Source organism: Pseudomonas sp. B7 (genome assembly GCF_016735645.1).
In the GTDB taxonomy this organism is placed as follows: Bacteria; Pseudomonadota; Gammaproteobacteria; order Pseudomonadales; family Pseudomonadaceae; genus Aquipseudomonas; species Aquipseudomonas glycinae.
In genome coordinates this window covers 202638-225726 of the sequence record NZ_JAERRE010000010.1, presented here as the reverse complement: position 1 = coordinate 225726, position 23089 = coordinate 202638, and the positions used below count along the sequence as shown (strand labels likewise).

At 51.5% G+C, this 23089-nt stretch carries 22 protein-coding genes and 1 pseudogene; 16 read left to right on the top strand and 7 right to left on the bottom strand.

Going from position 1 to position 23089, the window contains the following annotated elements; translation table 11 throughout:
- The first annotated feature begins 45 nt into the window (after positions 1 to 45).
- Complete coding sequence (locus tag JKA62_RS22460; protein ID WP_102685997.1) at positions 46 to 927, top strand: carboxylate/amino acid/amine transporter; 882 nt, start codon at positions 46 to 48, stop codon at positions 925 to 927.
- On the opposite strand, the gene JKA62_RS22455 is transcribed toward JKA62_RS22460, so the two are convergent.
- Positions 872 to 1777, bottom strand: a complete 906-nt coding sequence (locus JKA62_RS22455; protein WP_011332964.1) for a LysR family transcriptional regulator — start codon at positions 1775 to 1777, stop codon at positions 872 to 874. The two genes, JKA62_RS22460 and JKA62_RS22455, sit on opposite strands and share 56 nt — an antisense overlap.
- A 169-nt stretch (positions 1778 to 1946) precedes the next feature.
- On the opposite strand from JKA62_RS22455, the gene JKA62_RS22450 reads away from it, so the two are divergent.
- Positions 1947 to 2588, top strand: coding sequence for a hydrolase (locus JKA62_RS22450; protein ID WP_007956548.1), 642 nt, complete (start codon positions 1947 to 1949; stop codon positions 2586 to 2588).
- A gap of 63 nt (positions 2589 to 2651) precedes the next feature.
- Here JKA62_RS22450 and JKA62_RS22445 read toward each other — a convergent pair.
- Together JKA62_RS22445 and JKA62_RS22440 are read right to left on the bottom strand one after the other, a co-directional pair.
- A pseudogene (locus tag JKA62_RS22445) lies at positions 2652 to 3257 on the bottom strand (mechanosensitive ion channel family protein); the annotation flags it as partial.
- Between the two features lie 422 nt (positions 3258 to 3679).
- Positions 3680 to 4144 carry a helix-turn-helix transcriptional regulator gene (locus JKA62_RS22440; protein WP_330932853.1) on the bottom strand — a complete coding sequence of 155 codons (465 nt, stop codon included), beginning with the start codon at positions 4142 to 4144 and terminating at the stop codon, positions 3680 to 3682.
- A 243-nt stretch (positions 4145 to 4387) separates the two neighbouring features.
- Here JKA62_RS22440 and JKA62_RS22435 point away from each other — a divergent pair, with 243 nt between their 5' ends.
- The 5 genes from JKA62_RS22435 to JKA62_RS22415 all read left to right on the top strand — a co-directional run bounded on the left by JKA62_RS22435 (position 4388) and on the right by JKA62_RS22415 (position 6668).
- Positions 4388 to 4768, top strand: a complete 381-nt coding sequence (locus JKA62_RS22435) for a hypothetical protein (protein ID WP_201819534.1) — start codon at positions 4388 to 4390, stop codon at positions 4766 to 4768.
- A gap of 22 nt (positions 4769 to 4790) precedes the next feature.
- Positions 4791 to 5195, top strand: coding sequence for a DUF6957 family protein (locus JKA62_RS22430; RefSeq protein ID WP_201819531.1), 405 nt, complete (start codon positions 4791 to 4793; stop codon positions 5193 to 5195).
- Between the two features lie 78 nt (positions 5196 to 5273).
- The gene (locus JKA62_RS22425) at positions 5274 to 5837 is read left to right on the top strand and encodes a hypothetical protein (protein WP_201819529.1); all 564 of its coding nucleotides are present in this window, start codon (positions 5274 to 5276) and stop codon (positions 5835 to 5837) included.
- A 60-nt stretch (positions 5838 to 5897) separates the two neighbouring features.
- Positions 5898 to 6122, top strand: a complete 225-nt coding sequence (locus tag JKA62_RS29260) for a hypothetical protein (RefSeq protein ID WP_201819528.1) — start codon at positions 5898 to 5900, stop codon at positions 6120 to 6122.
- 12 nt (positions 6123 to 6134) lie between these two features.
- A complete protein-coding gene (locus JKA62_RS22415) occupies positions 6135 to 6668 on the top strand; it encodes an HAD domain-containing protein (protein WP_201819526.1) in 534 nt (177 codons plus the stop codon).
- Between the two features lie 52 nt (positions 6669 to 6720).
- Here JKA62_RS22415 and JKA62_RS22410 read toward each other — a convergent pair whose 3' ends face one another.
- Positions 6721 to 7020, bottom strand: coding sequence for a hypothetical protein (locus tag JKA62_RS22410; RefSeq protein ID WP_201819524.1), 300 nt, complete (start codon positions 7018 to 7020; stop codon positions 6721 to 6723).
- Positions 7021 to 7168: 148 nt separating this feature from the next.
- On the opposite strand from JKA62_RS22410, the gene JKA62_RS22405 reads away from it, so the two are divergent.
- From JKA62_RS22405 to JKA62_RS22390, 4 genes are all read left to right on the top strand, one after another.
- Entirely contained in the window at positions 7169 to 7468 is a 300-nt protein-coding gene (locus JKA62_RS22405) for a hypothetical protein (RefSeq protein ID WP_201819522.1), read from the top strand.
- Between the two features lie 1745 nt (positions 7469 to 9213).
- Entirely contained in the window at positions 9214 to 9582 is a 369-nt protein-coding gene (locus JKA62_RS22400) for a histone-like nucleoid-structuring protein, MvaT/MvaU family (RefSeq protein ID WP_201819520.1), read from the top strand.
- A 55-nt stretch (positions 9583 to 9637) separates the two neighbouring features.
- A complete protein-coding gene (locus JKA62_RS22395; RefSeq protein WP_201819519.1) occupies positions 9638 to 10468 on the top strand; it encodes a hypothetical protein in 831 nt (276 codons plus the stop codon).
- A 10-nt stretch (positions 10469 to 10478) separates the two neighbouring features.
- Complete coding sequence (locus tag JKA62_RS22390) at positions 10479 to 11783, top strand: hypothetical protein (protein ID WP_201819516.1); 1305 nt, start codon at positions 10479 to 10481, stop codon at positions 11781 to 11783.
- 199 nt (positions 11784 to 11982) lie between these two features.
- Here the strand turns inward: JKA62_RS22390 and JKA62_RS22385 are convergent, their stop codons facing one another.
- Both JKA62_RS22385 and JKA62_RS22380 read right to left on the bottom strand, forming a co-directional pair.
- Complete coding sequence (locus JKA62_RS22385) at positions 11983 to 12777, bottom strand: NYN domain-containing protein (RefSeq protein ID WP_201819514.1); 795 nt, start codon at positions 12775 to 12777, stop codon at positions 11983 to 11985.
- Between the two features lie 119 nt (positions 12778 to 12896).
- Positions 12897 to 13121 (bottom strand): hypothetical protein, encoded by a 225-nt coding sequence (locus tag JKA62_RS22380; RefSeq protein ID WP_175553617.1) that lies wholly within the window; start codon positions 13119 to 13121, stop codon positions 12897 to 12899.
- 545 nt (positions 13122 to 13666) lie between these two features.
- Here JKA62_RS22380 and JKA62_RS22375 point away from each other — a divergent pair.
- Genes JKA62_RS22375 through JKA62_RS22360 form a run of 4 tightly spaced genes read left to right on the top strand, consistent with a single transcriptional unit; the run spans position 13667 to position 17040 of the window.
- Positions 13667 to 14206, top strand: a complete 540-nt coding sequence (locus JKA62_RS22375; protein WP_330932851.1) for an AAA family ATPase — start codon at positions 13667 to 13669, stop codon at positions 14204 to 14206.
- 3 nt (positions 14207 to 14209) lie between these two features.
- A complete protein-coding gene (locus tag JKA62_RS22370) occupies positions 14210 to 15889 on the top strand; it encodes an adenylosuccinate synthetase (RefSeq protein ID WP_201819512.1) in 1680 nt (559 codons plus the stop codon).
- Between the two features lie 3 nt (positions 15890 to 15892).
- A complete protein-coding gene (locus JKA62_RS22365; RefSeq protein ID WP_201819510.1) occupies positions 15893 to 16543 on the top strand; it encodes a DUF7002 family protein in 651 nt (216 codons plus the stop codon).
- A gap of 14 nt (positions 16544 to 16557) precedes the next feature.
- Positions 16558 to 17040, top strand: a complete 483-nt coding sequence (locus JKA62_RS22360) for an NUDIX hydrolase (protein WP_201819509.1) — start codon at positions 16558 to 16560, stop codon at positions 17038 to 17040.
- Between the two features lie 246 nt (positions 17041 to 17286).
- On the opposite strand, the gene JKA62_RS22355 is transcribed toward JKA62_RS22360, so the two are convergent.
- A complete protein-coding gene (locus tag JKA62_RS22355; protein ID WP_201819508.1) occupies positions 17287 to 21066 on the bottom strand; it encodes a hypothetical protein in 3780 nt (1259 codons plus the stop codon).
- A 691-nt stretch (positions 21067 to 21757) separates the two neighbouring features.
- Here JKA62_RS22355 and JKA62_RS22350 point away from each other — a divergent pair.
- Positions 21758 to 22753 (top strand): hypothetical protein, encoded by a 996-nt coding sequence (locus JKA62_RS22350; protein ID WP_201819506.1) that lies wholly within the window; start codon positions 21758 to 21760, stop codon positions 22751 to 22753.
- The last annotated feature ends 336 nt before the right edge of the window (positions 22754 to 23089 follow it).

Genomic DNA, 23089 nt, shown 5'->3' with positions numbered 1-23089 from the left:
CGGCAAAAACCGCTATCGTCGCCGCCATTCGAAATCGAGGCGAGCATGGGCTATCTACTTTTTGTCACGCTGATCCAGGCGTTTTCCTTCAGTCTGATCGGCGAATACCTGGCCGGTCATGTCGACAGCTACTTCGCGGTGCTGGTGCGTGTGGTGCTGGCCGGGCTGGTGTTCATCCCGCTGACGCGCTGGCGTTCGGTGGAGCCGGCGTTCATGCGCGGCATGTTGCTGATCGGCGCGTTGCAGTTCGGCGTGACCTACGTCTGCCTGTACTTGAGCTTCCGGGTGCTGACGGTGCCGGAAGTTTTGCTGTTCACCATCCTCACGCCCCTGCACGTTACGCTGATCGAAGATGCGCTCAACCGACGCTTCAACCCGTGGGCGCTGATCGCGGCACTGGTGGCGGTCGCAGGCGCGGCGGTGATTCGCTACGACCGGATCAACCCGGACTTCTTCATGGGCTTTTTGCTGCTGCAACTGGCCAACTTCACCTATGCCGCCGGGCAGGTGCTGTACAAACATCTGGTGGCGAAGCACCCGAGCGATCTGCCGCACTACCGACGTTTCGGTTTCTTCTACCTCGGTGCACTGGCGGTGGCGCTGCCGGCGTTCCTGCTGTTCGGCAAATCCAACTTCCTGCCCGAAGCGCCGCTGCAATGGGGCGTGCTGGTGTTCCTCGGTCTGGTCTCCACTGCACTGGGCCTGTACTGGTGGAACAAGGGTGCGTGCCTGGTCAACGGCGGCACCCTGGCGGTGATGAACAACCTGCACGTGCCGGTGGGGCTGCTGCTGAATCTGCTGATCTGGAATCAGCATGAAGAACTCGGGCGGTTGTTCCTCGGTGGCAGCGTGATTCTGGCGGCGGTGTGGATCAGCCGGTTGGGGATTCGCCAGTCGGCGCCAATTGCTCCACCAGAAACGCGATAAACGCCCGAGTCTTCTGCGGCACTCGTCGCGCTGACGAATACACCGCGTTGATGGTGATCGCCGGCGCCTGCCATTCGCACAGCACCGGCACCAGCCGCCCGGCCGCCAGTGCCTCTTCGACGATGAAGTCCGGCAGCAGCGCAATGCCCATGCCGGCCTCGGCCGCTTGCGCCAGCAGGTCGCCGTTGTTGGCGTGCAGCGGCCCGGTCACGTTGACCCGCTGCGTTTCTTTGCCGTTGCACAGTTGCAGGCTGACGCCACTCTGCAGATAGCCGTAGTTCAAGCATTGATGCGAGCGCAGATCCTGCGGGGTCTGCGGCGTGCCCGCGCGTTCGAGGTAAGCGGGGGAGGCGACCATGATCCGTGGGGCCGGCGCCAGTTGCCGGGCGATCATGGTCGAGTCGGGCAGGCTGGCGATGCGGATGGTCACGTCGAACCCGCCGCGCACCGGATCGACCTGCTGGTCGCTGAGCACCAGTTGCAGTTCGATGTTCGGGTGCTGCTCGTGAAACAGCGGAATCAGCTTGCCCAGCCGCCGCAGGCCGAACGACATCGGTGCGTTGACCCGCAACACACCACGCAATTCACCCACCCCGTCCCGCGCCCGCTGCTCGGCCTCGTCCAGTGCCGCAATCACTTCCCGCGCCGCTTCGAAATACTCGGCACCTGCTTCGGTCAGGTGCAGGCTGCGGGTGGTGCGTTGCAGCAGCTGCACACCGATGGCTTCTTCCAGCGCCTGAATCTGTTTGCTGACTTTCGAGCGGGGCACGTCCATGGCCCGGGCGGCGGCCGCGAAGCCGTTCTCGCCGACCGTCACCACGAAGGCGCGCATGCATTCGATGCGATCCATGATTGTCCCTATTTTAGAATCAATGATTCTCGATTTTAGGGAATTGTCCCTTTATCGGCCAGCCCCTAAAGTGACATCCAAGCCGAGACAACAACGCCGCAGATGGCAAAGCGACTCGACTCACCAATACCTGATCGAAACTTTGAATCGACATCAAAAGGAACTCGCCATGTCTATCCGTGAACTGCTGAACCCAACCAACTCCGCCCTGATCCTGATCGACCACCAGCCGCAAATGGCTTTCGGCGTGCAGTCGATCGACCGTCAGACCCTGAAGAACAACACCGTCGGCCTGGCCAAGGCAGCCAAGATCTTCAACGTACCGACCATCTACACCTCGGTCGAAACCGAAAGCTTCAGCGGCTACATCTGGCCGGAACTGCTGGCGGTACACCCGGAGCAGAAGCCGATCGAGCGCACCTCGATGAACTCCTGGGAAGACAAGGCGCTGGTTGACGCGGTGAAGGCCACCGGTCGCAAGAAACTGATCATCGCCGCGCTGTGGACCGAGGTCTGCCTGACCTTCCCGGCTCTGGAAGCTTTGGCTGAAGGCTACGAGGTGTACATCGTCACTGACGCGTCCGGCGGCACTACCAAAGAAGCCCACGACATGTCGGTACAGCGGATGATTCAGGCCGGCGCGGTGCCGGTGACCTGGCAGCAAGTGCTGCTCGAGTACCAGCGTGACTGGGCGCACAAAGATACTTATCAAGCGGTGATGGACCTGGTGCTGGAACACAGCGGCGCGTACGGCATGGGCGTCGATTACGCCTACACCATGGTGCACAAGGCACCGCAGCGGCAGGCCTGATAAATCGGCGGGAAAAAAAAGACGCAACCAAGGTTGCGTCTTTTTTTGCATTTGAAGAAAGCGCTACATCAGATGTTTTTCGGCTTCTGGAATGTGGCTCGCGCCAAGGACTGCCGGCAACAACCCCGACCGCAAATCCCCACCGCTCGGCTGCTGATACAGGCTCAGCCCGAACTCCGGCAGCACCGCCAGCAGGTAATCGAAAATATCCCCCTGGATCCGCTCGTAATCGGCCCACACCGTGGTGGTGGTAAAGCAGTAGATTTCCAGCGGAATGCCCTGGGCGGTGGTTTGCATCTGGCGGACCATGCAGGTCATGTTCGGCTGGATTTCCGGATGGCTCTTCAGGTAAGCCAAGGCATAGGCGCGGAAGGTGCCGATGTTGGTCATGCGCCGGCGGTTGGCCGACATCGCCGCGACGTTGCCCTGGGCTTCGTTCCAGGCCTTGAGCTCGGCTTTCTTGCGCCCCATGTAAGCGGTCAGCAGGTGCACCTGGGAGAGTTTTTCTTCTTCGTCGTCGCGGATGAAGCGCACACCGCTGGCGTCGATGAGCAGGCTGCGCTTGATCCGCCGCCCGCCGGACTGCTGCATGCCGCGCCAGTTTCTGAACGACTCGGACATCAGGCGCCAGGTCGGGATGGAAACGATGGTCTTGTCGAATCCCTCTAATAGTGAGTTAAGAAAAAAATGGACAGCTGAGAGCCCACTAAATCAACGCTTTGGGATCAAATGGCCTTGTCCATTTTTTTTGGTATGAGATGGACACATCAAATTCGATTGGTTTCAGATGAGGTCTGGGCGAATGATCTACTTGAGGCCACGCCAGCACCTACACATTGCTACGAGGGGAGTGAAGACTGGTGCGGAGAGTTTCCGCAGAGGGGGGGCAGGAGCGGCCTCTGATTTTTTAACGCCTTACTCTACGGAAAGTTTAGCTTTTCCTAGCGAGCGGCGGTGATTGCTTAGATCACGGTGATGAAGCTAAAAATTCACCTATCAGAGATTCGCTGACGCGCTCCATTCCATATTGAAACGTTGATGGATAAGGCGATGATCAGGCGCTTCGTGGTAGAGGCTCTGCCTTTAAGGGCTTATTCCTTTTGCCAGTACCGTTGAACTGTCGATGTGGGCAACCCTAGTTCCCGCGCAGCTTCCGCCTGTGTCAGGCCCCGCTTTTTCAGTTCAACAACGGCACTCACCCTCTGAGCATCCGCTCGAGTTCCTCGAGAGCGCTTTTTCAATGCTCCGTCCTGAATCTGATCCTCCATGATTTTTAGGCCGCCCGACTCGATGAAGCCTTGAAGCTCTTTCTGCGCATTTTTTATCAAATGTTCAGGAGCCTCTTTGTCACGGATCGCTAAGCACAACGCCAATAGAGTCAGAAGGTTGATGTCGAGCGTTTCGGCGATCTTGACGAGGGTCGGTAGCGTCGCCTGGATTTTCCCTTGCTCGAGCAAGCTAAGGTTGCTCTGGCTGATGGTTCCCGCCAGGGCCTCATAACCCACTCCTTTCATTTGCCGGATGGCGCGCAGCGTGACGGCTAGCTCTTCCTTCACGTTCAATTTCTCAAAATGAAGGATAGAGCCATACTCGCAATGGCCCACCAAATATCTCTAATTGTTAATGATGGGATATTTGCTTATGATGGCCATTCAACAGGATGCATAGCGCCAAGGAATCGCGTGCCTTTCGGCAGCATCCCTATCCGGTTGCCAGAAGCATGAGCAGGGTCAATCGAAGGCTGCCTTACGCTGAGCTTATTCAGAGCTTGGCAGGGTTTGAAATAGGGTTTATCCGCAGTGTTTGTAACCAATAGCAGCAATTTGCAGGGGCAATTTAGAACTCCAGACGGCATTCGAATGCTCTGGAAATCCATGGATATCAGTCGGTGCGAGTACTCGTTTCTGATTGAGGGAATGGGGTTAGAGGATGGTGGCTTTAGTCCGGTTGCTCACCTAGTTTCGGATGTGGAAACCGTTCAGTTGATGCGTGCAGCAGAGCAGAGTGAATTCCTGATAGTGACGAACATCCATCTCATACTTCCACCCACAAAGTGCGAGCAGGCGTCATACGCAATGGAGCTTCTCTCTGAAATTCGCATCCAGCCTGGCACCGAGGAAAACCCCGTCTACGAGTTCATCACCGGAACGGGCCATATCTACACCAGTGCACGCACATGATGGTTCAAACACTGGAGGCGCCATGTCAGTAACACTTGATGAGATTGCTCATTTTTTTTACGGAAGTGGGGAAGTCGTTCATGGTTGGCATGGTGCGCAAGAAGAAATAATAGGGCTCGCCGAAAAGACTTTTCCGGGGAAGCCTTTCTGCCTAGTGAGGCAATGGATCATCGCTGATCTCCAGCTCACTCCGGCGGAGCAGGATCGACTCGCATCAATGGGGCTGCTACCAAGTGCTGTCTACTCCCATGAGATCGTCCTGGACAGCCGCCGACGTTTTTCTCCCGGCCACTGGGTGCGCACCAATTTCGGAATTTCGCATGACCACCCATGCTTGTTTGAAACCAAAAGCACGGTCTACCTATTACTTGGTGATGGTTTAAGGAAGCCAGCAGCACTTAGTACCGTTTTTTCGTTTCGAGCGTAACTGACTCAACACTTTCACCCACGCTGCCATTCAGGCAGTGCGATTAGCTACGCCTTAAAAAATTGCAGGAGCATCGTTTTGATTCGATTTGATTGCCGGCAGGTCACTGGAGTGATCGAGAAGCCACGAGTGATTGCAACTGAGCAGGGGACTGTGACCGCGCGCATCGTTATCGATGGGCACGTGTTGCCGAATGTATTGCTGCCAGGAAAGATTTTTGAAGAGATTGAGGCGGGGGAGCAAGTGACCCTGTATGGCATCTTCACGAAGAAAAAAGACAAGACTGAGAACAAAGCCATCATCTACGCAGTAAAGGGTTCGAGCGGCAAGCTTGTCGCGGCGAAGCAGTACCAGATCAAAGTACCGGTTCTAATGCTAGTTGCAGCGGTACCCTTGATGGTTGCGGTGGCCGTTGCTGGTTGCTTCATTTCGCCTTATCCGATCCACCTCGTAACGGGTAGCGTCAACCCTAGTTATCTCGTTCCGGCGACGTTTAAGGCTGCGGCTTGGGAAGGAGTCGCTGCGGGCGTGTTTATGGTTGGTTGCGCGATCAACTTTATTCGGAAAAGTAGCCAACCGGAAAGCTGGGCAGTGATCGATGCTGTGACTCTTTCCCAACGCTTCAGTAAGGCGTTTAAGTAAATACGTCATAGCCAAGCTTTCCCTTTGGTGGAGGCTTTCTAAGCGAAGGAGAGGTGGCACGTGCAGACCGATGATTTCGAGCGAGAACGACGTCGCAAGGCAGTGGCTGAGGTTCTTGCTTGTCAGGTACTCGATGGTGTGAGGCCTTCCTCTTCGCACCTTGCTGAGATGCAGCGATATGCGGATGGCCTAGTCAGTCTTGACGAGCTACTGACGGAGTTGATTGAGTGCATCTGGCAGTGCTCTTCAGGGGAAGCAGATTGCTTTCAGGAGGGCCGGCTTTGAGAGTTCTTTACCATGCTTGATTCGAACGGCCCGACAAGCAGCCGTCTGACGCCGAATGATCGAGTTCTATTTCTCGATTTTGATGGAGTGCTGCACCCAGACGACGTTTACCGTACTCAGAGTGGTCTGGAGTTGCGTGCACCCGGGCAACTCATGATGCATGCCGTAATCCTGGTCGAGATTCTGAAGGAGTTTCCTCAAGTCAAAATCAGCTTATCGACAAGCTGGGTGCGCATCCTCGGTTACCGTCGTGCACGCGCTGCCTTACCGCCAGAGTTGCAGACTCTCACCGTGAGCAGTACATGGCACTCAAGGATGCCCAGGGCGCCTCTTGAGGGGTACGACATGCACAGCCGCTATCAGCAGATCCGTGCTGCAGTAACCAGGGCAGGCCTGAGGAATTGGATTGCCCTGGATGATGATCCTTTTGACAGCTGGCCAGATCACGATCGACGGTTGGTTCGCACTGATCCTGTCCTGGGCCTTAACTCAGCGCCTACCCAAGAGGAGCTACGAGTCAAGCTGAGAGCCTTGGTGGGGACGTAAAAACATTCTCCGAGACGCTTTGGGATTGCTGCTAAGGCGTGAGTTTATTTCTTCAGTAACCGTACTCTTTCAGCAATTTGTGTAGGAATTCACGCCGCCTTTGAGCGATGCACAGAATTACGTAATCACGCTCGTGGTCTTTGGTCGAGAGGTGCCCGGCATCTACAAGGCCGTGGATGTAGCCTTCCGCTTTGCCTCTCGCTTCGAGCAGTGCCTTTATTGTGGTGCTTTGAAAAATGTCTTCAGCTAGTAGTCGCCACCGTTTCTTCTGGCGCTGCCCGACTGGGTCGTCGGAAAACTTCGGTGCGTTGATCAGGTTGTTGAAATCGACACTTGCGTCAGGTGCGTTCAAAGGCGAATTCTCAATATTGATAACTGAGCGAACCCTATCATGCGCATGTTAAGTCGCTTGCTGTTGGCTGGCTTTCGTAGGCGCTGGCGCGAAGGGACGATTGCAATGACGGTGCGCGCGATCGGTTGCATTTAACCCGGAGATCAACATGGGACACCTCAGTCTTGAGGACGTCTATCCCGACGACGTAGAAAGATATGGCCACCTGCGGGTAGGATTGACCGACCTCTACGTGAGAGAGAATTACGCCATGTATGGTGTGGTTACACGCGGTGAATACCGCGAGCTGACCAGCAGATTACTGCGCGACGAAGCGGTGCAAATGATCATCAGCGCTAAGCTCGCAGCGTTGCCCGATGACTACGATCCATGGATCAGGCGAATCGAGCGTAATCGCGCTTTACGCGCTAGATATGGGGACAAATTCTATCCTTGGAGTGACGACTGAGAGCCCCCCACTTTCAATCACAATGCGTTCTACGTTGAGCTGACGGATACCTATTCGGTCGGGGACTGCAGTGATTTAGTCATCCGGAACGTCCTACCGCATCTGGATTGTCTGCGATATGGACAGTCGCTCGTCGAGGCCCGAGCCTCGATTCGAAGATTCATAAGCAGCTTCGACGAGGAGCTTGAGGTGTGTTCCGATGCGCCACATTGGGATTGGGGATTTTTCTGTGATCTCGCTTTCGCGGGTCATCAGTCCTGGCCAGACAAGATAATGAATCAACCGATCAACCTAACGATCCTCTTCGCCCACGTAGATGCTGAAGTTCTTGAACAGGTAAAACTGTCTGATCTGCCACACCATGCGTTGCTAAATGCGCGAGAGCTTGCAGAGCTTTTCAAGATCTTGGCCTCCCGGTTTGTTTTGTCACCATAGAGTCGCATCACGACGTAGGTCGACCAGCTTTGGACGGTGTACTGCATGTGATTCGAGTTTCACCACCGGTGGTGAAGCGGCAAAACTGGATTATTTCAAATTATGGCTCAGCAATGATTTCTACTTCAAAGGACATCGAAGCATCGCATCGTCATCAAAACAGGAGGGGAATGCTATAAGTTCTCCGGAATGCTGGGGTTGATAGAGGATGTCACAACGCCTCGTTTTTCTCAGGTGTCGAGCATGTCCCACTCCTCATCCAGTACTCACCGCAATGCGGAAAGCTTTCCGTTAAGCATCCCCCATTCGAAATCGCTCCGATGCCCGGTGTCTTCGTATTGTTCTCTAACGCGTTGAGCGGCAGCCTTAGCCCTGATTAAGACATCCTCGTGGATCACGCCATTGCCGTAGTGTGGTGTGCCTGCCGGGACGATTTCTGTTTCCCCTTCCTCGATGTGGTACATCGTTTAAATGTGTAGGTTGTACCAGACCTTTTCGAACAGCTCGTCCATGGCCGACATTATCTCTTGAAGACCACGAGTCTCATCCTCCCAGGCAAAGTTGTGCTCATAATGGAATTCTTCAAGGTCTAGTAAATTCCTCGATGGCGGGGCTGGTCGAGTTGAAGAACAGCGAGGTTTTGTCATCAAAGATTTCTGCAAAATCATCGTGTGGTTTTCGGTGATCTTTTGCAGAAAAGTCGGTGACATTGTGAGTGACAAAACGGAAGCTCTCGTATTCATCCGCGTGTTGTGTGCGGAATTCCTAGAAGGCCTCAACCAGTACCGCGTCAGCAACGCTATTCTTCTGTTTGGGAAGGAGCCCGCTTGGCGATTGCTGCCTCTGCAGCCCTGATCTTCGAGGTATCTGAAATCTGAAATTCAATGGTGTTCTCGAACCGCTTCAGAACACGGTTCACTGTCACTTGAGTCGCTGCCGATAGGATTGGCAATCTTTGATTCATGTCATCCAGGACGTCGAGCGCAGCTTCTTTCCCATACCATCGAATGACTCAATCACACCTGTCACCTCCCGGAACTCGTTAGCGAGATGCTTACGTGTGGCTTCGATAAGCCTGTCCTTGTTTCGCTCATAACCAGGTCGGGCAGCAAGATATTAATTGCGTCATCGCGGACTAAGTGCTCCAGGGCGGTAAGCATAGGAAGCTCGACCTTTTGTGATGACTTATCAAGCCATACGCAAGTGTCGAGCATCACTAGATGCATTGAAGCTCCTTTTCAGCTTGCTGATTGCTAGACTTAGCCTTGACCATCACCGGATAATGGCCCAATACCTTACAGGAGCTCCAAATGTCTCGTCTCGCAGAATTCCGTGCCCTTGAGCAGCAGCTCGCCGCTCAACTGGCCGAGCTCGAAACCCTAAAAAATGATGATGGCCTGAAGCGCGAAATCGAGTTCGAGCAGAAGCTTCGTAACCTGCTGGCCGAGTACGGCTACAGCCTGCGCAACATCATTGCCATTCTTGACCCTCAGGCCTCGCGCCGTGCTCCTGCAGCCATCGAATCCAAGGCAGGCACCCGCAAGCCACGCCAAGTCAAAATCTACAAAAATCCGCATTCCGGTGAGGTCGTCGAAACTAAGGGCGGCAACCACAAGATTCTGAAGGACTGGAAAGCTGAATACGGTGTCGACACTGTGGAATCTTGGTTGGCTAAGTAAGACTGTTTGAGTACAAATCAGGGCCCTGCGGGGCCCTTTTTAATGAGATATGGATATGTTCGAATTTCTGAAGGATAAGTTTGAGCGGAAATTATGTGCCTGGGCGACCGTGGCTTTAGTTTGCCTCTGTGTGGTCAAAATTAAGCTTACGGCCAGCGACTACATGCTAATCAATTGGCCCGGGGTCGTGATGTTCATCCAGTCGAAGGCTTTCGAAGATATTGTTGGAGACCTTCTGACAGGTTTTATTGCAGCGTACTTCTTTTATGTGGTGATCGACGTCGTCCCACGGATTAGGAAGGAAAAGCAAAATATGGAGGTCTTGAATCGCTTGGTTGCCTCCATCGTCGACTCCTACGCTAAGGCTCACTGGTTCGGTCACACAATGGCTATCACCCAGTTAAACCTTGAGCTACTGGCACTCGACAACCTCGACAAGTTGATTGCAGAGGTAAAGATGGAGAACCCTAACTTCGGGAAGCTGAAATGTGCGCTTTTCACAGCCCATTCAAGGTATTCAGATTTTTCTGCAACCTTGACCATTGCTTCGTCGATTAGCTCTGAGCGTGCTCTCCAGTGGCTCGTGCTAACTGATAAGGTTCGGCTTTTGGTCGACAACTACGGTCAAGACCCCAAGAGCACGGATTACGGCCCTATTCACGTGTACGGGAGTGGTCGCTCAGAAGTAGACGAAACTGCAGTCGATTTTCTGCATTACGAGTCTGCCCTGGATGGGTATAGGGGCAGTCTGCAGCTTGGTGTTCTGGAGTACCTGGAGCAGGCTAGAAACTGGATCAGCCCTGTACCGGCTAGCGATCCTTCAAACGCGCCTACAGATCTCGAAGGTCAGGACACTGAGGCTTCACCCGGCTCCGCCGCTGGCTGACGAGACCGTGATGGCAGTATTATATTGGTTTGAGTGCAAATGGGCCCTGCGGGGCCCTCTTTTTATCAAAGGAGTGATTAAATTGATTCCGCCTCGTATTTCTATTGAAAAACTCAAGGGCATCATTGAAGAGGGTAAACATTTATCCAATGACTATGTTGAGGCTCTGGCGACCCCTGTAATCAAAGAGCTTACGGAGTGGGCCAATGATGTTGTTTTCTCCAAACACAATGGAAATCTAACTTGGGAAATACCCTTAAATCCAAGCGCAAATGCTTCAGCGGTTACCAAACTTTCTGACCCGATGAGCCCTGTCGTAAGAATTAATTTGGGAATGCTAAGAGAGATTTACAGGGATGCATTCGTGTTTCCGATGGTCTCCCAGCAGATCGCCGAAGAAACATCGCATGTTAAAAATCTAAACAACTTGTACCAGAATAAAAGTTTCGTGTTTGACACCGGCGTACCACCAATACCTTCAAGTCAATATACCGAAGTTTTTCAACGCTATAAACCACTCTACGATGAAAGTAGGCACGAAAAGCTTACGGATGACCTGCTTGCCGCCAGGTTCCTGATGTTTGAATTAATGGTTGTATGGCTTTATTTTCATGAGCTAGGTCATTTGCTGCAGCGTCACTACTTATTTCAGGTTGTAGGTGGTGACGAGGAGGATGTTGTTACTGTCGATGAGTCTCAGTCAAAATTTGTACTTCACTCGGAGCATACTGATGAGAATTTTTTACTGAAATCGCAAGCGCGAGAGATCTTGGCTGATCTAGAGGGCGTGAGTCTCGCAATAACTTACATGGTAAAGAAAAACCTATTTCAAATGCCTGGCATCTATATGTTGATGTGCGGTCAGGAAATTATGTTTCATAGGTTTTTTCAAATATACGCAGATGATTTCAGCATTCCAGACTTAAAGCATCCTAATCCGCTTGTTAGGAGTGAATTTGTTCAGGCTTATTTCACTCGTCTGATTATAGAGACATGTTTTCAAAGAAAACTCGTTCCGTCTAGGGAGAGTATCTCTATTCCAGCGGTATATTTGAGTTCTAGATCCTCTACGATGGCGGGCCTCTATTGGGCTATTCGTTATGAGAGGCTTGACGAAAACCAGACCCCAGCCTTTATTCGGCTCAGTGAGAAGGAATATCACGAGCCCAAGGCGCAATACATAACTACGATGAACTTCTGGATAAGTCAGCAGATTGAGGAGATTAAGGCGAATCACCTAATGAGTAAAAATTTCATCGAGTATTTCGAGAGCCTGCAACTATTCAAACAGTCTGATGTCTCGCCAACTGGTTGATCGACGACAGGAACTGCCATCCACCCATCGTGCCGTCAGCGGCTCGAAATTTGTTTGCGGGTTTCCCGGTGATGTAGTGCTTACGAGAAACACGCTTACGGTCACGGTCGAATAAGGGAGGAGGCATGGGATTCAACTTAGCACTGCGGGCCAGGGTGACAGTAAAGTTTGCAGGGCGTCAATCAGGGGGGGATGTCTGTCATTTGATTGGCTGCTTGTGACGAGCATACATCACTGCCGTGCCACCTGATGTGCCTCTGGCCTGTAGTTCAAAGGCGTGCGGATAGCCTTTGATTAGGTCACTCAGTTTTTTGTAGCCATGAGTGCGTGGATCAAACTCCGGACGTAGTTTCGTAATGTTCGCGCCCAGCGCGCCTAAGTGTGCCCATCCATCCTCGTCAGCAATGTCGTCCAAGATTTTGGCGATGAAGCCCACCGGTGCTTTAGGCTTTTTGGATGGCTCAGCAACTACTGGCTTGGCCACATCAAGGGGCGCAACAGAAGCCATACTAGTCTCACCATTGATAGGTGCAATGACCTCCTCGCGGAGTAACTCGATGTAAATGAATTTGTCGCATGCGGCCACGAAAGGCTTGGGTGTTTTCTCTTCGCCGAACCCGTAAACAGTCAAACCCTCTTCGCGTAATCGAGAAGCCAATCGAGTGAAATCGCTGTCGCTCGATACTAAGCAGAACCCGTCGAAACGGCGGGTGTATAGCAAGTCCATGGCATCGATGATGAGCGAACTGTCAGTGGCATTTTTGCCTTTGGTGTAGGCGAATTGCTGGATGGGTTGAATCGAGTGATCAAGTAGGACTTTCTTCCAGCCGCTGAGATGAGGGCCAGTCCAGTCGCCGTAGATGCGCTTCACGCTCGCGACGCCGTACTTAGCAATTTCTTCAAACAGGCCTTCGACGATTGCCGCAGGGGCATTGTCGGCGTCGATCAACACTGCGAGTCGTTTCTGGGCGTTATTGGAGGTATGTGTGGTCATGGTTCATCCTTGAGTGAGTGCGTCACCATATCTGCAAACGAGGCTTCGGCCGCTCGTATTCATACCCGTTGGGGGGCACTTTATTCTGGAGGAGACGATGCCTGCTAAAGGCGTGAGGATTAATAAATCGATGTCCCAGGATTTCCTCCCAACTTAGCAATCCCCTGCTTGATATGCCCGGCATTCTCCCCAATCTTTTCCAGTGCAACACGTGCATTGTCGCAAGCTTCAGATGACCCGCGCTGCTCCTCCAGCAGGACGAGTTCCATCAGTGCCGCTTCGATCGCTAGTTGGTTTTCGTACATTCTTGCCAGTACGTCTGGAAGGGAATATTGCTCGGCCATGACTCGGCTCCGTTCGGGTGGAGAGCAAAGCGTAGCAGGGGTTTTATGATGACCTGGAAGGGAGTGTTCGCTCCTTCGGGCCAATGGGCCCGGCTCACTTGTTACCCGAGCATCTCCTTAATGATGGATGCAACGTTTTTGGCATCGTCTATCTCACGGTGATAGGTACCTTGCCAAACCAAGCCCTAAGACTCTGCCGTTTGCTTAAGTGATTTCGGTCGATCGTCATATAAGCCTGCATGCAATTTTTTGGCATTGAAATGAGTCAGACCGGCGAGCAGGGAAGGGCACGCAGCAGGCTAGCGGGGTTCGGGTTCATTAGATATCTGCAGAGAGACTTAGTAATGTTTATGCCGGACGCCTTTATTGAGATCTAACCTCTTTGTTAGCGATGAAAACCCTGGGGCAGACGTGATAAGGGATCGTTTTCCGGATGCGTGAATTCGCCGGATGAGCTACTGCCTGATTTGTGTGGAAAAAACATACCAACTTAGCTGGGCCAGCTACGCTTTAGCGTGAATTCGCAAGACAGGGATCGTCATCACGTGAAGCGACTACTTCTTTTGAGTGGCCCGATTGCCGGTGGTAAGACGTCAGTTTCTGCCTCGCTACAAGAACGCCATGGGTTTGTCACCATCAGCAGTGGCTTTTTTCTGCGGACTCAGCTGGCTGCCCAGAATGAGCCAATTGATCGTCGTAACCTCCAAGAGCTCGGTGACTCTCTCGATAGAGCAACTGACTTTTCCTGGCTCATAGAGTCTGTCGCAAGTCCGGCCATTGAAGCTCGACCAGATGCTCATAGTTGGTTGCTGGATGCAGTCCGCAAACCCCAGCAAGTCGCGTTATTCAGGCTCCGTTTCGGAGATGTAGTGAGGCACGTGCACATCGTTGCGCCAGAGTCTGTTCTGGAGCAACGGTGCGTTGCGCGTGGTTTAAGTCATATCGAAGACTACCAAGCAAGCGTACTCCACCAGAACGAGCAAAGTGCCCGTTCGTTGGCCGGTTTTGCGGACAAAGTTCTGGACACCAAACAGTACACACCCTTGGAAATCGCAGATCAGATCATGAATATCTGGGAGAGGTAGTACATGGAAACTCGGCAGATTGTGGTGATTAGCGGCAAAACCTGTAGCGGCAAGAGTGGATTGGCTAGTTTGTTGAAAAAGGAATTTAGTTTCGCCGTGGTCAGCAATCGCCGATTCATTGATGACTCCCAGTGGCGTCTGAGGATGGAACAACCAGAGATGCTTGATCGGCGACGCGAACTCAATGATGCCGACTTCGACCAGTGGATACTTCTGGAAACCCATGCAATGTGCGAGAGGGAACAGGATGGTCGACCGTTAGTCGTTGATCACCTGAATACGCTCGAACAGGTGCTGAAGTTTCGACAGGCCTTCGGAGCCGACCTCGTGCATGTCCACCTGTACGCCAGTGACCCAACGCTTCAAGCGCGCTACGCGAAACGAGTTGAGGGTGAAGCCAATTCCCTGCCTTATGACGATGTCAATCAGCTGAGGGATGATGCCGAAATTCAGGCGCTCAAAGATGATGCTGACGTGCGCGTATACACCGAACGCTCGGATTCGAATGACACGCTTGTGCGGGTCGCCGCCCGTTTGCATCTGTACACACCACCTGAAATCAGGTGTGTCGATGTGCTCATTGGTGGGCAGTACGGAAGCGAGGGCAAAGGCAATATCGTTGCGTACCTCGCGCGTGAATACGATGTGATGGTTCGCGTCGGTGGCCCCAACGCAGGGCATACCGTGGCGAGTGCCGTCGGCACGTTTACTTATCATCACTTGCCTTCAGGATCGCGTGACGTGACAGCGCGACTGCTTCTAGGCCCCGGCATGACCATTCATTTACCAGGGCTTTTGAAGGAGATCGATGCTTGTAGTATCGGCCCAGATCGCTTATTCATTGACCCCCAAGCAACTATCATTGAAGAGGCAGACCGTGACGCAGAACAAGTGCATCTGGTCTCGACCATCGCCTCGACCGGCAGTGGAAGCGGTGCTGCGGCTGCACGGCGCATTTTGAGTCGGGGCAAGGCGACGATCAGGTTGGCCAAGGATGTTGATGAGCTGCGACCGTATGTGGGCACTCCGGGAAACTATCATGGCTCTACATCCGACCGTCTGGAGGAGGCTTACCGCAGTGGTCAATCCATCCTACTGGAAGGTACTCAAGGCAGTGGGTTGAGCATTTTCCATGGCGACTATCCGTACGTGACCTCTCGGGACACCAACGTTGCAGGATGTCTCGCTGAGGCAGGGATATCCCCCAGCAGAGTCCGAAAAATCCTCATGGTGATTCGACCGATGCCTATCCGTGTTGGCGACCCCGATGGCAGCGAGGGCCACATCTCGGGAAGGCTCAAACATCCGACGACTTTTGATGAAATTGCACAATTTGCAAATCTTGAGGCAGACGCTTTAAACGCAGCCGAGAAAACGTCTACAACAAACCGTAACCGGAAGGTTGGCTGGTTCGAGTGGGATCAATTCCGAAAAGCGTGCGCCCTCAACGCACCGACGGACATCGTCCTGACCTTTGCGGATTACCTCAAGGCTACAAACCGTAACGCTCGTCGGTTCGAACAGTTGCATTCAGATACGATCAAGTTCGTGGAGGAGCTTGAACGCGTATCCCAGGCGCCCGTTTCGCTAATCAACACGCGGTTTACCCGAGACCCAGACCCGAGTGATTTGCGATCGCTGATCGATCGACGCAACTGGACTGCACGTTCCGACAGGAGATAACAGATGGATCTGGACAAGCTGATTGAGCTCTATCCTAGGGTTTACCACATGGCTGAGCGCGGAGCTTGGGAAAGTATTCGTGCCCACGGGCTGATGAGCGCAACGGCCGTCCTTGATCATCTCGCCATCGAAGGTGGTGACCGCGTCCGGTTCGAGAGCGAGCACCGTAACCAGAAAATGGATGTGAGGGCAGGGCACCCTTCCAACATTGTGCTTCGTGATCAAAAGCCTATGCCTGAGGGCAGATTGATACAGGCCCTCACGGATGGGACAACACCACGACAGTGGTATGAGTTGATAAACAACAAAGTCTTTTTCTGGGCTGAAGAGGAGAGGCTACATCGTCTGCTTGGCGCTCGTGACTACCGTAAGCTCGAACATGATGTCCTGACGGTAGATTCAGCGAAATTTATTCCGGCCTTCGCCGAGAGTATATGGCTGTGCCGTATGAACTCGGGCAATACTTGGCCCATGCCGCATCATCGCGATACGCAGATCTTTCGTAGAATTCCAGATTACCCAGTGAAACGTTCCGGCAAGCCGGAGAAAGATGTCGTCGAGTTGGTAGTTGATTACGCCGTTCCAAACATCGCTGACTATGTAGTCGAAGTCCGGCGCATGAAGGGTAGTGAAGTCTTGGGCGTAATTGAGTAGTGCTTATCTGCCCGATGGGGAAGGGTATGCCACGACGCCGTTCAGCTTCACGGATTTTGCTCGTTAGCTCGTCTCAGCGGCTATTGCTTTTCAAGATCTGCTACAAAACGGGGGCTATGGCTGGAAGGTGCTACTGGGCCACGCCTGGTGGCGGGCTACGTAGTGGTGAGTCTTTTGAGGCGGCAGCGTTTCGTGAGCTTTATGAGGAGACAGGCTTTCGCACTCAGTCGGTGGGTCGTTGTTTGGCACATAAGGAGTTCATCTGGCAAATGCCGGACGGAGAGCGTGTGCTGGCAGTTGAAAATTACTATGTGGTGCGTACAGCTGTTGAGCAATGTTCGACAGCACGGTGGAGCGCCCAGGAGCGAGAGGTCGTATGTGAGATCAGATGGTGGGCGGAAAATGAGTTAATGGCTAGCACTGAAGAAATTCTGCCGTCAGATCTGCCTATCTTATTTGCCCAAGCCTTGCTTATATCGCGTCCTAACGACGGCTAGGTAGTGGCCATTTGGGAGTTGAAAAGACAAGTGGGGCCGCACTCACTAGGATGAATAAGGGGGCGGAAAAGCTAAAGCAGTCTTGGGCCCGCTTGTAACTGTCATTTGAGTATCTGTAGTGATCAGCCATGAAGATGTGCTTACCACTTAATGTCCAGCCGCGCTTAGCCTGAGCTCGCCTAGCTAAGCTAGCCTGCCTTATCGGGCCGTTCACTTGGTTTTCGACCTGTTCAGGGGTTTTACCGATTACTGTGGTGGCTTGAAGTGCAGTAAGTGATGGTAGATGCTAATTTTTTTGCCATTGATTTGTCGGGTTTCTTCAAAATATTCCGCATTTACACTTGGGATTTTTGGTTTTCTTTGTCTCAAACCGCTGTTGTGTCCTGGCTCGAAACCTTCATATTCAAGTTTCTCGACATGTTCTTTATAGGCCGCACATAAGCTTTTAAATTCATTGCAGGCGGCATATACCACGATGAAGATTGGGCTCATACCTGCCGAGTTGTAATTGCTGACTTTATGCAGGTGCTTGTTGATTACAGTGGTGTCGATGTAGTGTCCGAGGCGGAATGCCTCAAATAGAAAAACCTGATTGCCCCTACCGTCCTTTACCCATCCATCAGTTTCACCAACGCTTTTTTCAGTTGCAGAGCGCCCAATGCGTGACTGATCTTTCATAGTCCATCCAACAAAATTCATGCGTTGGCAAACGAGCGATACAAACCAGTCGTTAATCATGTCCTCGTCGTCCAACAGTATGGTTGTGTTAGAAGGCGAAGTGATTTTTTTTCGCTGGAGGTTTCCATTACGCTTCAGCAATTCTAGGCCTACCTGCTCCACTAGCTCAAGAAGGTAGTTATCAATTTGTTCAGTGGGGTGCATGAAAATTTGGCTTTGATCGTACGCGTCTAAATCGCGAATGCTGAGCCATGCAAGACGGAGCTTATCTTGGTAAGAATCAATCTCAGGCGTCGCAGGTGGCTGTTGCTTAGTGATCACCACAGCACCGTCAATCATCAGACCTTCTTCTATAGCTGAGAGTTCCTCAAGTGCATCTTGAGGTAGAGATTGATGAATTTTGCGAAGCTCTTGAAGGTATGCAAGCGATTTCTCGTGACCCACCGTGCGCTTCAGGTATTCCGCTCTCAGCGGCGCAAGTTCATAGGCCATTCGCTGCTGGTTTGATGCTAGGCTCCAAAATCGTTTGAAATCGTCAAGGTGGGACGTTGCTAGGCAAAGCTGTAGAATGTAATTGAGTTCTGCGTCGTTGAGTTGAACTTTGAGATCTGAGTCCAGCGTTGCTTCGTAGGTGTCCAGCCAGCGTTTTAAATAAAACTCAAGCGGGGCAGGTAGGTCTAGTATGTTCTGCCACGATAGCACTACTCTGATCAGGCCTGTAGCATTCTGCAATGTGCGCTCCGTATCCAGTGCTTTGCTGAACATCTCTAGAGCTTTGGCCTGATCCACGTTAATGGTCAGTGAAGCTATTAGGTATCGCTTGAAACTTTGCACCTCATTTATAACTTGGCGTTCTTCACTGTTAATGGAAAATTGGCGCAGGTTGTTAATTTTTTCTTCATTTGACAGATTCTTGTTGTCAAATATATCTTTTAAGTCAAGTTTTGCGGATATTTCAGCTGTTTTGTTTTCGAAAGTTCTGTGTGCATGTGATTTTACGAAGCTGAGGTATTCTCTAGCTATTTTCATTTGTCCGTTGTTGGCGGCTTTCAAAATGATGTTGAAGGCTTCAGGAATCCAATTAGGTGATGCGGCTTCGAGGTTACGTTCAGCTATCAAACCTATAGTAAGTTGTTTGTTTCTGAAAGGGGCGGTACCTTCGAGCAAGACGAATAGAGCGCTCAGAGGGGCCTCCTGCCAACGCAGAGTGGTGATCAGTTTCTGAAACTCTTCCGGGGTGAAGCTATTTGCTGCGCTACACAAAGCTGGCCACAGCCTGACAGGGCTGTAGTCCGAGTTATCATGCAGGTAATCAAAGACTCCAGAGTATCTTCCCGGGCCAAAGCCGAATTGTTTGATAATTGTGATAACTTTTTCTGCAAGTCGGCGTTTTTCTGCTTCATGCTCTACGTGATTGTAAAGTTTTAATAGCAATCGGAAATGCATGCGTGCCGCAAATATGATATCTCTGGATTTTTTTAAGTCTTTTGATACCTCAATGGCTTCTTGATTATCCAATGCGTTGATCCATCGCTCGCGGTGTTCTGGCGAAGTGCTTTTGTATACCTTGTGCCATTCAAACTCGTCAAACGCTAGCGGATCATCGATCGCGTTTGCATCACCTTTAACTCGTTCATTAAGAATACTCAGATAGCTATCAATCAAAACGTCACAAGGTTCAATCGTGCCATTTCTGGTTTCATTTTGCAGGTTGGTTGAACCCAGCGCCCAATCCATACACCAAAACAGAGTGAACCATTCACCTAGGGGGATCTTTCCGTTGGCTAGACGGGTGTTCGAAAGGCGGTGGATGACCCTGTTACAGAATAAAGTGTAGTAGTCAGCGACGAGGTTTTTAAAAGATCCTGATTCATTAAAATACATAATTGCACTTAGTGCATTTTTTAGACTGGGAAGGCGGGTGTCGTCGATCAATTTGTGACGGGCGTTGTCTCCAAGCTCATGAGAGGCAAACCAAGCCAGCATCTCACACAATTGATCAACTGTGCTAGGAATAGCTGAAATGTGGAGGTTTTCATCGTAACTATTGTTAAAGACTTCGAGTGCTTCGGCCCATACAATGTCGCTCCACATCTTTTCGTAAGGAGCTTTTTCCGAAACTGGGCGCTGATGTCGATCTAGATCGTGATAGATTCGTATCAGACCAAGGTGATTGGTCTCAACGTTTGAGAGTAAGAAGCAAAGGTAGGGAGGGTAAGTCGTATCACTAAAGAGCGCGCCAGCTATCTTTGGTGAGCGGAAAGACATTTTGATCAGCTTGCGGGTTACAGGAAAGCTATCGCGAGGACTATACAGATTAAGTTCATGGTGGATGATCAAACTGATCAAATGCTCACTTGCAGTTTCACGCCTTGCGTAGCGGTAATCTCCAGTCTCTCTCCACCATTCTGCACTTTCTAGCAAAGTAGTGGGCGGTCGACTAGCTAAGTTAAAAATTATGCTATTTGCGAGCGAAATATCGAGCGCTTCACAGTAGCGCTCTGTCCGTTGGCTAACTTCTTTCGGCAGGCTTGGTTTCACGGGCAATTCAATTGGAGGCCATATTTTGATGATTGAGTCTATGCGGTTGTGATTGATGGCCACATCAGCTGCGCACTCTTCCCAGCTTTCAGAAAGAGTTTTATCTGACGCGATAAAGTTAAAAGCGCATTCAAGGTATTGCTGGATATCGATGTCTTGATCGAAATCGATTTCGAAGATGCACGAATGGCCCACAGCTAACCGCATCTTTGCGACGTACTTTTCGAAGGCAGCATCTGGATTTTCTGAAGTGTCTAACAACCGTTTCCAGAGATACGTACCTACACCTCCAACGTCTTCGCGTTTTACCTTCAGCCGATAGCCTTCTCCTCGGGTTTTAAGGTTCTCCTGGAGAAGAGGCATATCAACCGGATCTATTGAGCTCTGCTCAATCCTTAAATGAGGGGATTCGAACTCATCATGGAAATACTTGATCTCATACAAAACGTTGTGAGCATCAAGTTGATGGCGTAGCTTTGGCGGCATGTCGGGCGAAGAGGGGACTCTGGGCAACACGATGAGGTCATCGTTCGGAAATCCGATGACTCGCGCTTGCTCCAACTCGGCGACGTCTACCGAGTGAGCTAGACAAAACGCTGCGCCTTCCACGGTGGGCCAAGAGTCCCGCCCCTCCAGCAGTGCCTTCACATTCTTTCTGTTGAGAGATCTCGGATAGAGCTCTGCGATGCTTACGTAGTGAGCGATTTTCTCGTGGATGAGATTAGGGGGCGCGATGCGCCACGTGTGATTGTCCCTATAGAGTGCCAGCTTCTTTTCCAGATCTTTGATGAGGTCGTGCGAACTCATGTGCCCTGCCATATTCCTAACACGTCGCTCACTTTGTCGACGTCTGCTGCGATAGCTTACTGAAGGCCCGCTTGATTTACGATCATCGAACACCGTACTTGCGATGATTTACTGACGCCGATACCGACGAAAGACTATTTAGATTCTGGGCGAGTCGCCCACATAGGTTTATATGAGCATCTGCGCAGACGAACCTGCCATTTGCCGAAATCGAGTTACTTTGACGGTTAATTTCGCTCCTTCGGGCGTCGAGCCCGGCTCGTCTAATCAGCCGAGCATTTCCTTAATGATGGACGCTACATTCCTGGCATCGTCGATCCCTCGGTGATAGGTACCCAGCCAAACCAGGCCCAACGACTCCACTGTTCGCTTAAGACTCTTCGGTTGATCGTCGTATAGGCATTTATGCCATTTTCCTCACGTTGAAGTGCTGCAGACCAGCGAGCTGGGAAGGGCACGCAGCGAATTGGGCATCACGCTCAAGCTGTCAGACATCCGGGATAGAGGAAGGATGGCCTGGGTGCCACGACCTCTCCCGCTACCTGCCTGCTTCGGAGCCATCCGAATATAATGCGCTGTCATTGAGGCTCTGCTTTCAGGGTGACAATCTATCGACCAGCCAAGGAGACATGGCTATTCCGTACGGCTGGTAATAAACTCAGCGAAGGAATGTTCAGAAGGAGCGAGCGTCTTGCACTACACACTACCCCGTCCAAAGCATGAAGATGTATTCGAAGAATTAGTTAGAAGAGTGTCACCTCTGATAATGAATATGCCTAGTGCTCCTGAACATTATGGGCGAAAGGGGCAGGCGCAATATGGCGTCGATCATTATTTTTCGAGTGAACAGATTGCTGTTCAGGCAAAAAATGCCCAAGCTTTTAGCATTGGAGAAGTGCTTGCCGAAATCGGCAAGACTGAACGCTTTCCGAACATAATCAGAGAGTACCACGTGTATGTCGCTTGTGATCGGAGCACTGATCTAGCGAATGAAATTTGGCGGTTGAGTAACGCACGGGTGGCTAACGGAAGTTTCGCAGTTAAGCTGGCGGCCTGGCAAGATATTGAAATGCAGATTAATTCACACCCGTTATTAAAAGAGTGGTATCTCGGGTTGCCTGGTGTGCAGGGTATTGTGAATGATGCGGTTGTTCGCGTACAGACTTCACAGTATGAAGCTGCACTTCCAGAAAATGTGGCGAAAAATTTGGTTTCTCAATATATTCCGATCGAAGATGCGATCGACTTCCTGTTGCGTTGGGATTTTTCTTCGAACAGAGTACCGTTGATTTGGTATGAAAGATTTTGGTATGTGAATGACAAATTAAATGATGCGAGAATGTATTGTCGAGCCCCTAGAAGTTCAGCTAATGACTATGTGGTTAATAGTTTCAATTTGCAAAATCCAGGATGGATATCGGCCTATCCATATCTTGAGGTTTTTAAATCCGCACTAGATTCATTCGTTACAGTTATTGGTAGCTGTACTGCGCGCTATGAATTTCCTGATGGTCAATACATGTCCCTTTACGGGCCATGGGAAACGCCAATCATTGGCGCTAGCGGTAATACAAAGGGGTGGAAAGACACGGCCCATCAATTGGCAGAGTTTTTGTTTCGTCATTTCTATCAAGGGTACAAAGACTATCGTGGGTTCGGGCTGTATCCACCCTTTCGACCAGAATAGAGGCCCGATTCAGTCGTAGCACTTCGAAACGCGGTGCCGGGTTTGGCCCGGACGCTTCGGTCTGAGTAACAGAGGACTGATGTTTCAACCGAAGGCTGGTGAGTTCAGCCCAGGGAGAGTGAGCAAGTAGCGCTTCTCATCCGTTTACGAACCATTCTTGGTGCACAGGAAGCCGTCTCTGCTCGTGATGCAATAGAGAGTACGTTGGAGGACGTTCGTCGGTAAGCGTCCGGCGAATTCACCTTCCGAACTCCAGCTTTAAGGGCGATGGTGTCCGCGTATTTTTAAGCGGACGCAATAGCCCTACCCGGGACGCTTACGCTGGTAATGAAGCAG